Origin of the sequence: Pseudanabaena biceps PCC 7429 (genome assembly GCF_000332215.1) — a bacterium.
GTDB classification, from domain to species: Bacteria; Cyanobacteriota; Cyanobacteriia; order Pseudanabaenales; family Pseudanabaenaceae; genus Pseudanabaena; species Pseudanabaena biceps.
The window spans coordinates 1-14342 of the sequence record NZ_ALWB01000145.1 but is presented as its reverse complement, the minus strand read 5'-3'; the positions used below and the strand labels follow the sequence as shown (position 1 = coordinate 14342).

Sequence of the window (14342 nt, the reverse complement as noted above, 5' to 3'; positions counted from 1 at the left end):
TCTAGGTTTTGGTTTTTAATTATGTCGAACTACTTAGCTGTTAAGGGTATTTCAATAAGAGAATGGTGGTGCTTTGCACCACCATTCTCTTATTGACGCAAATGCTCTGTCTCTAGGGATAGAGTAACCATGCAAATTTACCAATACCTAAGCCAAAATATAAGGCGATCGCAATGAGGAATAATATGCTGGAAGCAACCATCAGTAGGCGATCGGCAGTTGTTAAGGCGGACTCATGGAGATAGGTGCGTTGAGAACTCCCTGAAAAAGCTTTGGATTGCAGCACGATCTCTAATTTTTGGGACTTTGAGAGCGAATTTAAAATCAAAGGAATCGCAATCTTGGCATACACGCGCCCTTTTTGTAGCCATCCCATTTTCTCAAAGTTTAAACCCCGCAATCTTTGTGATTCGATAATTGACTGGGATTCTGCAAGTAAAAGCGGTACAAATCGTAAGGTTGACGAGAATATAAATACTATTTTGTAAGGAATTTTTGCTCTTACCATGCCCACTGTCATTTGATTGACATCGGTGGTAAAAATTGCCAGTGGAATTACTAAAATCATCGTCAAGGTTTTAAAAACGATATTCAAGCCATAGAGAGTTCCTTCCCAACTCATTTTTGCTCCGCCAATTAACCACCATGTATGGGGGATACTTACTAAGGTTGTTAATTCAGTTTTATGAGCCAGTAACTTAACCTGTTCCACATTAAAAAAGCCCATGCTCAAAATCAAAAAAATATAAAAAGGAATCATCAATTTAAAAACTCCCCCTAAATAATCAAGCTTGACTCCAGCAAACAAGCAGGAAATTATCATGCTCAGCATCAAAATGCCACCAGCGATCGGGCTTTCCCAAAGAAAGGCAAGGATAGTTATGGTGAGCATCATCAATAGCTTTGAGCGAAAATCTAGGCGCGTAAAGAGCGAATCATACTTAACGGTTTGTAGTTTCATGGTCTAAATTGGTCGTGGGGTAAGGATTATAAAGAGTAAAAAGCCCATACCGCTTGCTCCATCGATGGTACAGGTTTTATATTTAGCTACTTAGCGAAAAATAATTTGCGAATTCTGTGGCGGTAATTGAGTTATATTCCTGATCGCTATTTTTGCGCAGGTGTTGAGATAAAAATACTGATTGCGGTGGCGTGAGATAGGTGGACTTTAATAGGTCAGTTTGATGGTAGGCTTGGCGCAATGGGGCATCTAGTAGCAGCGTTCCTTTGCCCATCACGATCGCGCGATCGGCATATTCAGGCATGAGGTATAAATGGTGGGTGATGACAATTACAGTTTTGCCCATTTGGTGCAATTGCCGACTGACCTCTAGGATCGATGCAGCTCCCTGATAGTCTTGTCCTGTCGTTGGTTCGTCAAAAATAATGATCTCAGGATTCATCGCCAATAAAGCGGCAATGACGATCCTTCCCCGCTCTCCCTTGGGTAAAGATAATGGATGGGCATGACGGTGTTCCCATAGTTGCATTGCCTTGAGACTGCGTTCGGTTTCTTGCTGGATGCGCTCGCTTGTATACCCAAGAAAAGGCAAGGCGAAAGCAACTTCTTTCTCAACGGAAGTATTAAAAATTTGATTGTCAGGATTTTGGGCGAGATAGCCGATGGACTGCGCGAGATCACTCACCGATAAAGCTTGCGTGGGGCGATCGCCGACTAACACCTTGCCTGATGTCGGTTGCAGCAGATTGAGAAAATGCTTTACTAAGGTACTTTTGCCCGCGCCATTCTGCCCGACGATCAATACATATTCACCTTGCTGGATATCGAGGGAAACATTTTTGATAGCCTCTGTTCCGTCAGCATAGGTATGGTATAGATTTTGGACTGAGAGAATGGGGCTTTTACTTTTGAGGAATGGGGGCGTAAATATCGGTGGCACAATGGGCTGAAGGTGCGATCGCAATCCTGCGATCGCCATAATTCCCGATGACAAGGTAACAGGAATATTGGGTATCGCAATTCCCTTTTGCTGAATTTGGCTAAAGGCCTGTGCTACTTCAGGCGGACGTAGTTGATTTTGTTCGAGCAGATCGACCTGTGCATAGATTTCGGTGGGAGTCCCGACGGCTATCAATTGCCCCTCTGAGAGCAAAGCAAGGCGATCGCAAAATTCTGCCATTTCCTCAGCCGCATGGGAGACCATGACGATCGCCATGCCCAGTTCGTCTTTTAACGCCTTAACGGTAGCAAAAACTTCCTGCGCACCAATGGGATCGAGTTGGGAAGTGGGTTCGTCAAGGATGAGTAGAGCGGGTTTTAATGCTAGAGCCGCAGCGATCGCTAGGCGTTGTTTTTGCCCACCTGAGAGTTCTTGAGGATTCTTTTTTTCAAACCCTGCGAGGCGAACCGATGCAAGAACATCGGGAATCCTTTTTAAAATCTCGGCACGAGGAACACAGAGATTTTCGAGGGCAAAGGCGATTTCGTTTTCGACCGAGGTGGCGGTGATTTGCACTTCAGGATCTTCAAAGACGATGCCCACATGCCGCGCTAACTCGCTGACAGGATGTTCGAGGCTATCTAAACCTGCGATCGCGATATTCCCAAAAAAGCGACCTCCATAAAATTGGGGAACGATCCCCGTAAGAGCAAGACATAGAGTCGTTTTTCCTGCCCCAGTTGCGCCCACGATCCCTAAAAATTCCCCCTTTCTAATCGTTAAAGAAATATCCTTTAAGACTCTCTCCTTGGTGTTGGGATAGATATAAGAAACTTTATCGAGAATGGCGATCGCTTCCATAATATTCCATATATTTGTGCTTGCTAGTTGATGGCTAGCCTCATGATGCTCGGCTATTATTCTACTTTGTTACTTAGTTTGTTAAGTAGCTAGGCATAAGTAAACTTAAAACCCAGAAGAGCATATTGCCCGCATGGCGGGCGGTATGCTTTCTGGGTTTGTTTTTTAATTATGCCGAACTACTTAACTGATTTGGCGATCGCCTCTAGCACTTCATCACACCAGCCAACCCAGTCTTCTTGATAACGAATTGCCCGCCGAATAATCAGATGCATGTATAAATCCTTTAGCTCTAGGGATTCCAGATTTTTGGCAAAATGCTCATCCATTTTTTTGACATGAAGGGCCATGTTGGCGTGGAGTTGTCGCCGCCTTTCGATTTCGCGCATGGTCACTTGATGGGGAACTAAATGGGCGGCTAATCCCATTACGCCTAAATCTTCGCGCATGGCAGTTGGCTCAGTGGGTTGAACTAGCCAATCGGTGAGTTCTTTTAGCCCTTGATCGGTAATGGAATAGATTTTTTTATCTAGCCTACCAGTCTGTGGAATTGCCTCATAGGTGACACTGCCCTGCTTTTCTAGTTTGGCAAGTTCGGCATAAATTTGTTGCTGGCTTGCTTTCCAGAAACAACTGCCAAAACCTTCAGCAAATTCTTTGGCGACTTCATAGCCGCTAAGGGACTGCCGCGAGAGGAAAGCAAGGATGGTGTGTTTGAGTGCCATTACAAATTAAACCGCAAACTACTTGACGAATTTTATTGGTTAAGTATACATTATTTTTTGTATTCAAAAACTTGAATACAAAAAACGGAGTTAAAAATGCAGAGTGTTAATTCTCGTCAGCGGCTTAATGCTAGCTATCTGTATAAGCGGTACGGATCTTGGGCAGTGGTTACGGGTGCTTCTTCAGGGATCGGGCGCGAGATGGCGCTGCGACTTGCGGAATCAGGGCTAAATCTGGTTCTAGTTGCGCGGAGTCAAGATGTATTGGATCAAATGGCGGTTGATTGGCGCGATCGCTATGCGATCGAGGTAAAGGTTCTGGCGGTTGACTTGGCGATCGATTCGGGAACCAAAATAATTTTGGAAGTAACTCAAGATATTGATATTGGGCTACTCGTGGCGGCGGCGGGATTCGGGACTTCTGGCGCATTTATTGAGTCACCCATAGAAACTGAAATGGAAATGTTGAATGTTAATTGCCGATCGCTATTAGAACTAACTTGGCACTTTGGAAAACGTTTCGCTAGGCGCGGTAATGGCGGCATCGTGCTGATGAGTTCGATTGTCGGTTTTCAAGGAGCACCCTTTGCGGCGCACTATGCTGCGACTAAAGCTTATGTCCAAACCTTAGCCGAAGCCCTATATGTGGAACTTGCACCGATGGGAATCGATGTAATTGCCTCTGCTCCTGGTCCCACCAATAGCGGTTTTGCATCCCGTGCAGGAATGAAATTGGGAATGGCATTAAATCCTGTAGATGTGGCTCAGGCAACCCTAAATGCTTTAGGCAAAAAGCCCACAATCCTTCCAGGATTCATCTCTAAACTGTTGACCTATTCCCTCGCATTTTTGCCGCGTTGGGTGAGGGTGCAGATTATGGGGGGCGTAATGCGAGATCTGACTAAACATCAAAAAGGTTAAAACCCCATGAGCATTAGATTTCCAGTTCAATATTTGCCTCTAACGGCGATCGCGATCGCTTCCTTAAGCATTGGTGGTATCGCCTATATAAACCTCTCCCCAAAATCCATTCAACCCGTTATTTCCGAAACTGCACCCAAATTAGAAACAGTTTCAGCATTGGGCAGACTGGAACCCGATGGCGAAGTGATTAAGGTATTTGCACCGACAACGGGCGAAAGTGCGCGAATCGAGCGGCTCAATGTCCAGCATGGGCAACAAATTCGCAAGGGTGATGTGATTGCCTATCTTGATAACTATGCTTCGCGTGCGGCGGCTTTGAGGGAAGCACAGGAACGAGTTGCCGTCGCTGAAGCACAATTACGGCAAGTAGAAGCAGGGGCAAAGTCGGGACAAATTGTGGCGCAACAAAGAGTCGTCGATCGCATCCAAGTAGAGTTACAAACGGAAACTGCTGCTCAAGAATCGGCGATCGCAAGGTTAGAAGCGGAACTTCGCAACGCGGAACTAGAGGATCGGCGGTATCAATATCTTAAAACGGAAGGTGCGGTTTCTGCTTCCCTGCGCGATAGCAAACAGTTAACTAGCGATACAGTACGTCAACAACTAAATGAAGCGAAGGCGCAGTTATCCCGCATCGTGCGATCGCGGCAGTCCCAAATCGCTGAGTCCCGCGCCACCCTCGACCAGATCGCCGAAGTTCGTCCTGTGGATGTGGAATTAGCGCGATCGCAGGTTGCTCAAGCAGAGGCAGGTGTAGCAAGGGCAAAGGCCGATCTCAATTTAGCAATAGTGCGATCGCCCCAAGATGGTCAGGTTCTCAAAATCCATACCCGTGCTGGGGAATTAGTGGGAACTAGCGGAATTATTAGTTTGGGACAGACTCAACGCATGGTTGCCGTTGCTGAGGTCTACGAACTGGATATCAACCGCGTCAAAATTGGTCAATCTGCCACTGTAATCAGCAAAAATAATGCGTTCCCTGAAATATTGCGCGGCAAAGTGAAAGAAGTTGGCTTGCAGATTAGTAAAAAAGATGTCTTAAATACCGATCCTGCTGCTCAGTTTGATGCGCGAGTTGTAGAAGTGAAAATATTGCTAGATGAGCCTTCTAGCCGTTTGGTTGCAGGCTTAACCAATCTCAGCATTCAAGCCGCGATCGATGTTCGGGATTAAGTAGCGATTGTGAGGAGATCCCCCCCAGCCCCCCTTTACAAGGGGGAGAATTAATTAAATTTTCTTCTTCCCCCTTTACAAGGGGGATTGAGGGGGATCATTAGCATCTTTAACCATTGAAAATGATTTCCTAACCTAGAGAGTTATGACCAAAATCATAGATAAACCTATAAATATCACCACAAAATCCAAAAAGAAGAAACCACTTTTTCTTTCTTGGTTGCAATTGCGGAAAGAGCGAGTGCGTCTGTTAGTAGCGATCGCGGGAATTAGTTTTGCTGATGTACTGATGTTTTTGCAAATGGGATTTCGGGGCGCATTATTTAGCAGTGCCGTAGAACTCCATCACAGCATCAATGGCGAAATCGTCATTTTAAGCAGTCGCTACCGATCGCTAATTTCCCTCGATCGCTTTACCGATCGCCGCCTTTACCAAGCCGCAGGCTTATCGGGAGTGCAATCAGTAAGTCCGATTTATCTCAACTTCATTCAATGGCGCAACCCTTACAACAAAGAGATATGGGATATATACGCCATTGGTATTAATCCCGAACATCAAGTTTTAAATATCCAAGGAGTTATCGAGAATCGCCAAAAACTGCGCGAACCCGACACTGTTCTTTTTAATTCTGGATCGCGAAATGAATTTGGGGCGATCGCTAAAAACTTTAAAGCAGGCGAATCCATCGTTACGGAAATTGACGAACGCCAATTTCAAGTGCGCGGACTATTTCAACTCAGCCCCACCTTTGGCATTAATGCCCATCTCGTCACTAGCGATATTAACTTTTTGCGAATGGTGCGATCTCGTCAGGGTGGACTAATCGATATCGGCGTAGTCAAGCTCAAGCCCGATGCCGATGTTAATAAAGTCTTATCAGAATTGCGATCGCTCCTTCCCAACGATGTCAAAGTCATGACGAGACAAGATTTCGCCAAAGCCGAAGTAGCCTTTTGGAATGCCAGTACACCCGTAGGCTATACCTTCGATCTCGGTGTCGTAATCGCCTTTATTGTCGGAGCTGTAATCGTCTATCAAATTCTCTATAGCGATGTCACCGACCATTTACCCGAATACGCCACCCTCAAGGCGATGGGATTTCGCGATCGCTATTTATTGATTGTCGTCTTCCAAGAATCACTCATCCTCGCTGTCCTCGGTTTCATTCCCGCCACCGCAATGGCATGGGGAATTTACGAAATCACCCATATCGCCACTCTTTTACCAATGGCAATGGATGCAGGACGCATTACGTTTGTATTCGTTCTAACTGCCATCATGTGTTCCGTTTCCGCCGCAGTTGCTGTGAGAAAGATTCAAACTGTGGATCCTGCGGATATTTTTTGATTGGTAATTGGTGATTGTTGATTGGTAATTGGTGATTAGTGGCTGATAATTCGCAATTCATAATTCGTAATTCATAATTCCAAAACAATGTCCTTGCAATTCGCTATTTCTGTAACGCAACTGAATCATTATTACGGACAGGATGCTCTCCGTAAGCAGGTTTTGTTTGATATCAATCTGCAAGTCGATCGCGGTGAGATTGTGATTATGACGGGACCTTCGGGTTCGGGGAAAACGACTTTGCTCACGCTCATGGGTGGCTTGCGATCGCCTCAAGAGGGTAGTCTTAAGATTTTAGGACAGGAATTGCTTGATTCTATTCCTGACCAAATGACTCTGATTCGGCGCAATATTGGTTATATTTTCCAAGCCCATAATCTCTTGAACTTCCTCACCGTTTATCAAAATGTGGAAATGGCGCTAGAACTGCATGATGTCACGGCAGAAGAAGCAGATCGACGGATTCGTGAGGTCTTAGATTCTGTAGGTTTATCTCATCGACTGGATTACTATCCTAGCGATCTGTCGGGCGGACAAAAGCAGCGAGTGGCGATCGCCCGTGCGTTGGTAGGACAACCCAAGATCATTCTTGCCGATGAACCTACGGCGGCGCTAGATAAAAAATCGGGGCGTGATGTGGTGGAGATTATGGAGAAATTAGCCAAACAGCAAGGCTGTACGATTCTCCTTGTGACCCATGACAACCGTATTCTCGATTTAGCCGATCGCATTATTTACATGGAGGATGGAGTCTTAATGCCTCGGGCGGCGTAATTTGCTGTCGGGCGATCACACTATCTTTACCCCAATTTGCCGTAAACTCATAGAAAATTTATCTGATTCATCCACATATTTTTTATGATCGCCAATTCTCCCATCGTGAAACCAGAAAGCAAGACAGACCTGCCCGATGATTGGCTCTACGATCGCTCGGTTTTAGGATGGCTACTCAATCCGACCCTAAGCAAGCAGCTACCGTTTCTATACCAAATTTTTGCTCTGTATTGTAATTTGTATTTCAATCTCACAGGCAAAAATTATCTCAAGGGTGGGAGATCGTTATTTAGATTTTTATCAAATATTTTTTCGCAAACATCTCCCGATCGCTATCTAGAATTAACCCTATCTGGCTATCAAGTTTTTCTCAATCCTACCGATATGCGACTCTTTCAGGTCGTCAACGAGTTAGCCAGCCAAGAAACTGATACGCGAATTTTACCGAAGCTACTTGCTGAAGGCGATACCTTCCTCGATGTTGGGGCAAATCATGGCAGTTTTGCGATCGTTGCTAGTAAGTTAGTTGGCGCGACGGGTTTTGTATTAGCTATAGAACCTCAGCCCCGACTAGCTAAGGCCTTAGAAAAATCATTGACCGCAAATGCTCTGTGCAAATTTCAGATTCACCAGATCGCCGTTGGAAATAAGGACGGAGAGATAGAACTCCTAGTACCAATTGGTACATCGGGATCGGCAGGTATTTTTCCAGAACATTCGGCAACCCATCATCATAATGTGATTAAGGTTCCTCTAAAACGCTTTGATGATTTTGTGAATTGGCAAGGTTTTACAGGCAAAGTTTTGCTAAAACTAGATGTGGAAGGGAGTGAATGTGCTTTTCTGGCTGGAGCGAGCCAAATGATCACCACCTTAAAGCCTACTTTAATTATTGAAGTGCATCCCACCAGCTTGAAAGCGGCAGGTGCTTCGGGTGACAAGCTCAAGCAATTATTGCAAGATTTAGGTTATAACCGCTATGCCGAAATAAACGATAGCGATCGCCTGTTCCCCCTAGAGGACTTAAACACCAATATTCAACGAAATGTTGTCATGATGATGGCATAGCCCGTAAAAAAAAGAGCGCATAGCGCTCTTTTTTATCTGTGCAGAATTTAAAGGCTATTCCATAATCCCTAAAATGGGGCGATGGCTGGGATTGCTTAATTGAGGTGCGATCGCCGCAGATGAATATAAATTAGGATTGGACTGAGCTACTAGGCTGAAGGCTTCGCGGACTTGTTCAGTCACAGCAACCGTTTTCACATCGTAGGTTTGAGTTGCTAGCTTCGGATACATACCGATCGCCACAATGGGCACAATCAAACAAGCGGCGATGAATACTTCACGGGGCTTGGCATCGCTAACATATTTCTCAAGGGATAAAGTAGGATTGGTTTCTCCATAGAAAACCTGACGCAAAGTTGAAAGCAGATAGATTGGCGTGATGATTACTCCAACTGCCGCTAAACCGATCGTCACGATTTTAAAGCTAGAGGAATAGACATCGCTGGTACTAATGCCGAGAAAAATATTGAGCTCGCTGACAAAGCCGCTCATCCCTGGTAGGGCTAAAGATGCTAAGGCGGAAGCAGTCATCAGGGCAAAGGCTTTGGGCATGATCTTCGCAATGCCGCCCATCTCATCCATCATCAAGGTATGGGTGCGATCGTAGGTTACACCCGCAAGGAAGAATAGAGCCGCAGCAATTAAACCGTGGGAGATCATTTGCAGCAATGCGCCACTTACACCGAGATCGTTAAATGAAGCTAATCCCAGAAGAATAAAGCCCATATGCGAGATCGATGAATAGGCTAAGCGGCGTTTGAGGTTTTGTTGGGCAAAGGCAGCCATTGCGCCATACACAATACCCACAGCCCCTAAAATCGCAAGCAAAGGCGCGAAATAAACATGGGCATTGGGCAACATTTCAATATTGAAACGAATTAAGGCATACCCACCCATTTTTAATAGGACTCCAGCTAACACCATCGATACTGGTGCCGAAGCTTCCCCATGGGCATCGGGTAACCATGTATGCAATGGGAAAATTGGTAGTTTCACCCCGAAGGCAATCAAAAAACCTGCATAGGCAAGCAGCTCAAAGGCGATCGGATATTGTTTCATCCCCAACTCGGCGATGTTAAAGGTAATGTTATCGCCATAAAATGCCATGGCTAACCCAGCGACAAGAATAAAAATCGAACCTAGGGCAGTGTAGAGAATGAACTTAGTGGCAGCATAAAGACGTTTTGACCCACCCCAAATTGAAATCAGTAGATATACGGGAACCAGTTCCAATTCCCACATAAAGAAGAATAGTAATAAATCTTGAGCGGCAAACACGCCAATCTGAGCGCTGTATAAACAGAGCATCAAGAAATAAAACAGGCGAGATTTTTTGGTTACAGACCAACTAGCGAAAATGGCTAAGGTCGTTACTAATCCCGTTAATACTATTAGTGGCATTGATAGCCCATCAACAGCTAAAGCCCAATTCAAACCTAGCTGGGGAATCCATGCATAGCTTTCAGACATCTGGAAAGCTGCCTCATGCAGATTGTATTGACTCCAGAATGCGTAAATTATGAGCGAAAGTTCGATAAATCCTACTGCCATGGCATACGATCGCACATTCTTCGCATCCTCGTACTTGTCAGGAATGAAAGGGATGGCGAAGGCGGCTATGAGAGGAAACAGAAGGATTGTTGTAAGCCAAGGAAATTCTGCAACAGACATGATGAGGATAATTACTTACTCGTTAAGTCCATTGTATGAAGAATTTGTTAACTTGTATTAAGTCTTTTGATATAAAAGTTAATAAATCTTCAAATCATCATAATAGACTCAAAGCTATATCCAAGCTTGTTTTCTAGGTTTTACATGGTTATTCATCTATAAATTATCATTGTATTTGCGAATACCATTAGCTTATGACTATCGTTTATGGATATTTCTCAAGATTTACAGGCTCTAGTCTTATTCTTTTAGGCAGGCTGAGCTTGCAGGTTTTAGAATTTACTGTTTAATTATTGCGCTTAGAATTGCACTTAGAATTGCGACTTAATACCAAGTTATAGCTATTTCACTTAATCAAACCCAATAGAGAGTGGCGGCGCGAAGCGCCGCCACTCTCTATTGGGTTTGATGCTTGTCCTAACATTACTGACTATAGCTATAAGCAATGGCTACGCCATTTCTTAACTTGAAAACCCTTACTAGGTTTAGTTTTTAATTTACAAAATTGTTGTCACACTTTCGTGAATTGCTATAACGTGAGTTTGGGATAATTGGAAACGGGCTTTGATAAAGGGTTTGCTACGCAAACCCTTTATCAAAGCCCAAAAGTAAAAGCCTTGCTAAACAAGGCTTTTACTTTTGGGCTTTTAAAATTTGCCAGTTTAACCCGAACTGACGTTATTTAACTGTTTACTTTCTCGTAGCAAGTGCGATCGCGAGACAATTTCTATTAAGATCGAGTTTCTATAAAAATTCTAATTAAGCTGTAGTGGCTTTGCCACCATAGTTTATCTCCACTCACCTTATACGCTCTCAAAACACAAATGAAGACTTGGCTCAAACCCGCTCAGCGACTTGAAAAACTCCCTCCATATGTTTTTGCCCGCTTAGATGAGTTGAAGCTACGAGCGAAAGAGCAAGGTTTAGATTTGATCGATTTGGGTATGGGCAATCCCGATGGTCCAACCCCAGCACCAGTGGTTGAAGCCGCTATTTCGGCGCTCCAAAATCCTAAAAATCACGGCTATCCTCCCTTTGAAGGGACGGCTAGTTTTCGTCGAGCCATTACCGATTGGTATAAGCGTCGCTACAACGTGCAGTTGGATTCAGAAGGAGAAGCTCTGCCCCTCATTGGCTCTAAAGAGGGGTTAGGACATTTGGCGATCGCCTATATCAATCCAGGGGATCTCGTTCTTGTCCCCAGTCCCGCCTATCCTGCTCATTTTCGCGGTCCTTTATTAGCGGGTGGGGAGATCTATGAAATGATCCTCAAGCCCGAACAAGACTGGTTGATCGATCTATCGGCAATTCCCGAAGAAATCGCCCAAAGGGCTAAAGTGATGTACTTTAACTATCCTGCTAACCCTACAGGGGCGATCGCCCCCCGCGAATTTTTTGAAGAAGTCGTCGCCTTTGCCAAGAAATACGAGATTCTTTTGGTGCATGATCTCTGCTATGCCGAACTTGCTTTTGATGGGTATCAACCAACGAGTTTGCTGGAAATCGAAGGCGGTAAAGAAGTGGGTGTAGAGTTTCATACCCTCTCCAAAACCTACAATATGGCGGGCTGGCGCGTCGGCTTTGTGGTGGGCAATCGCCATATTATTCAGGGGTTGCGGACTCTGAAAACTAACCTCGATTATGGGATTTTTTCGGCGATTCAAGTCGCGGCGGAGACTGCCTTACAACTGCCTGACAAGTACCTCGAAGAAGTCTGCGATCGCTACAAGGAACGTCGTGATTTCTTGATCGCAGGATTGGGCGAACTGGGCTGGGAGATCCCTAAAACCTATGCCACGATGTATCTGTGGATTCCAGTGCCAGTGGGGATGACCTCTGCGGACTTTGCCTTAAAGGTATTAGAAAGTACGGGTGTCGTCTTTACTCCTGGTAGTGCCTTTGGGCAAGGTGGTGAAGGCTATGTCAGAATTAGTTTGATCGCCGATTGCGATCGCTTAGGCGAAGCGCTAAATCGACTTAAGCAAGCAGGAATACGTTACAAGTAAAAAGGAAAAGGGAAAAAGTGTTTAATTTGTTGCCGTTTGCTTTTGAATTTACCTCTCCAGGACCGATCGCCTTTGAAATTGGCTCGATTTCCATCCGTTGGTACGGTTTGCTAATTGCCTCCGCAATTATCTTGGGCACTTTACTAGCCCAAACCCTTGCCAAAAAGCGCAATGTCGATCCAGAAATAGTTGGCGATTTAGCGATCTGGCTTGTCGTCGGAGCAATCCCTTGCGCCCGCTTTTACTACGTCCTGTTTGAATGGCAGCGCTTCCAAGTGCAACCTTGGTACAAAGTATTTGCCATCTGGGAAGGTGGGATTGCGATTCATGGGGCAATTATTGGAGGGGCGATCGCTGCAACTATATTTTGCAAACGCCAACAAATTTCCACATGGTTGATGGCAGATATCATCATGCCTGCGGTGATTTTAGGACAAGCGATCGGTCGGTGGGGTAACTTTTTTAATTCTGAAGCTTTTGGCAGCCCCACAGATTTACCTTGGAAATTATTTATCCCTGTGAATCGCCGCCCCCCAGAATTGATGAATGAAGCTTACTTTCATCCCACTTTTTTATACGAATCCCTTTGGAATATCGGTGTATTTGCGCTCTTAATATTTACCTTCTTGAGGTTCCCTAAACTGAGAACTGGCACAATTACGATGATGTATGCGATCGCCTATAGTATCGGTCGGTTTTGGATTGAAGGCTTACGCACCGACAGTTTAATGGTAGGTCAGCTTCGTACCGCACAGATCGTTAGTCTCGTATCGATCGCGGTGGGGACTTTAGGCTTAGTTTGGCTCTATGGATTGCGTCGCCGATTCCCCGATACGACACCCAAAGAAATTCCTACGGAAAGCCTCTAGGTTTTAGATTCACTATCGCGATCGCTAGAAACAAGCTTCTATAAAATTTTTAAGTAGCTAGGTACAATTCAATATAAAACCAAAGACTAGTAGCACCCACATAGCGATCGCTATTGGTCTCGAATCTAGCCTCTTATCCCCTTCCCCCTATCATCAAAAACAAGGATTAGACGTTGCGCCGCAACGTCTAATCCTTAACTGGGAAGGGATTAAGAAGATTTGTAAGGTTTTCTAAAAATAATTTTTCGCAAATAGCTTTATAAATGAAAAAACTGCCGCATACAGATCCTCGTGAAATGGTGGAAACTGCATTTCTTGCCAGTACCACTGCCATGTTGTTTTTAGTCAACTATTACTTTCCCCTTGGACCTCTGTTGCGAATGCTTTTCCCATTGCCCACGGCTTTAGCTTATTTGCGCTGGAATAGTCGTGCTGCTTGGATGGCGATGGTAGTCACATCCCTACTACTGGCGATCCTGATGGGGCCAACCCGCAGTATTCAATACATTGTGCCCCATGGTTTAGTTGGAGTTACCCTCGGCTATCTTTGGAAACGCGATTTTCCTTGGTCTGGTTCCCTTAGCATTGCCACCATAATTGGCTCCGTTGGTACGGCTTTTCAATTTGTATTTTTATCGGTTTTATTGGGCGAAAATGTCTGGACTTATTCGATCGTGCAGATTTCTGCATTTCTCAATTGGTTGATGCAACTGTTTGGCTCCCTCGAACAGCCAGACTTCGCGATGATCCAAGCCTTTGCGATCGGCTCAATACTTATTAGCAATTTAGCCTACCAATTACTCGTCCATTTAGTCGCTTGGATCGTACTAGATCGGATTGGTAATCCCATTCCCCATCCCCCCAAGTGGCTAGAATCTTTATTAGCCTAAAAATTAGCTTAAAAATCAGCTTAAAAATCAGCTTAAAAATGTCGTTCTTCTTTAATCTTGTTTTGTTAAGTAAGTGGGCTTAATTAAATACAAAATCCTAAAACCTGCGGCGCAAGCGCAGCTTGCGCCGCA

At 44.8% G+C, this 14342-nt stretch carries 12 protein-coding genes; 8 read left to right on the top strand and 4 right to left on the bottom strand.

Annotated features, from left to right (window positions below; translation table 11 throughout):
• Window positions 1–112 precede the first annotated feature (112 nt).
• The 3 genes from PSE7429_RS15450 to PSE7429_RS15440 form a co-directional block, all read right to left on the bottom strand.
• A complete protein-coding gene (locus PSE7429_RS15450) occupies window positions 113–961 on the bottom strand; it encodes an energy-coupling factor transporter transmembrane component T family protein (RefSeq protein ID WP_009628190.1) in 849 nt (282 codons plus the stop codon).
• Window positions 962–1043: 82 nt separating this feature from the next.
• Window positions 1044–2762 (bottom strand): ABC transporter ATP-binding protein, encoded by a 1719-nt coding sequence (locus PSE7429_RS15445; RefSeq protein ID WP_009628189.1) that lies wholly within the window; start codon window positions 2760–2762, stop codon window positions 1044–1046.
• Between the two features lie 179 nt (window positions 2763–2941).
• Entirely contained in the window at window positions 2942–3487 is a 546-nt protein-coding gene (locus tag PSE7429_RS15440; RefSeq protein WP_009628188.1) for a PadR family transcriptional regulator, read from the bottom strand.
• A 96-nt stretch (window positions 3488–3583) separates the two neighbouring features.
• Here PSE7429_RS15440 and PSE7429_RS15435 point away from each other — a divergent pair, with 96 nt between their 5' ends.
• The 5 genes from PSE7429_RS15435 to PSE7429_RS15415 all read left to right on the top strand — a co-directional run bounded on the left by PSE7429_RS15435 (window position 3584) and on the right by PSE7429_RS15415 (window position 8774).
• Window positions 3584–4408: an SDR family NAD(P)-dependent oxidoreductase gene (locus PSE7429_RS15435; RefSeq protein ID WP_009628187.1), complete on the top strand. Its 825-nt coding sequence runs from the start codon at window positions 3584–3586 to the stop codon at window positions 4406–4408.
• A gap of 6 nt (window positions 4409–4414) precedes the next feature.
• Window positions 4415–5584, top strand: coding sequence for an ABC exporter membrane fusion protein (locus tag PSE7429_RS15430; protein WP_009628186.1), 1170 nt, complete (start codon window positions 4415–4417; stop codon window positions 5582–5584).
• Window positions 5585–5729: 145 nt separating this feature from the next.
• Window positions 5730–6932 (top strand): ABC transporter permease DevC, encoded by a 1203-nt coding sequence (devC, locus tag PSE7429_RS15425; RefSeq protein WP_009628185.1) that lies wholly within the window; start codon window positions 5730–5732, stop codon window positions 6930–6932.
• Window positions 6933–7019: 87 nt separating this feature from the next.
• Window positions 7020–7706, top strand: a complete 687-nt coding sequence (locus PSE7429_RS15420) for a DevA family ABC transporter ATP-binding protein (protein ID WP_009628184.1) — start codon at window positions 7020–7022, stop codon at window positions 7704–7706.
• An 84-nt stretch (window positions 7707–7790) separates the two neighbouring features.
• Window positions 7791–8774, top strand: a complete 984-nt coding sequence (locus PSE7429_RS15415; RefSeq protein ID WP_009628183.1) for an FkbM family methyltransferase — start codon at window positions 7791–7793, stop codon at window positions 8772–8774.
• A gap of 54 nt (window positions 8775–8828) precedes the next feature.
• Here PSE7429_RS15415 and PSE7429_RS15410 read toward each other — a convergent pair whose 3' ends face one another.
• Window positions 8829–10445, bottom strand: coding sequence for an NAD(P)H-quinone oxidoreductase subunit 4 (locus tag PSE7429_RS15410; RefSeq protein WP_009628182.1), 1617 nt, complete (start codon window positions 10443–10445; stop codon window positions 8829–8831).
• Between the two features lie 824 nt (window positions 10446–11269).
• Between PSE7429_RS15410 and PSE7429_RS15405 the strand changes: the two genes are divergently transcribed.
• The 3 genes from PSE7429_RS15405 (at window position 11270) to PSE7429_RS15395 (ending at window position 14210) form a co-directional block, all read left to right on the top strand.
• Complete coding sequence (locus PSE7429_RS15405; RefSeq protein ID WP_009628181.1) at window positions 11270–12451, top strand: aspartate aminotransferase; 1182 nt, start codon at window positions 11270–11272, stop codon at window positions 12449–12451.
• A gap of 17 nt (window positions 12452–12468) precedes the next feature.
• Window positions 12469–13320, top strand: a complete 852-nt coding sequence (lgt, locus tag PSE7429_RS15400) for a prolipoprotein diacylglyceryl transferase (protein WP_009628180.1) — start codon at window positions 12469–12471, stop codon at window positions 13318–13320.
• A gap of 263 nt (window positions 13321–13583) precedes the next feature.
• Entirely contained in the window at window positions 13584–14210 is a 627-nt protein-coding gene (locus PSE7429_RS15395; protein ID WP_009628179.1) for a DUF2232 domain-containing protein, read from the top strand.
• Window positions 14211–14342: the final 132 nt, after the last annotated feature.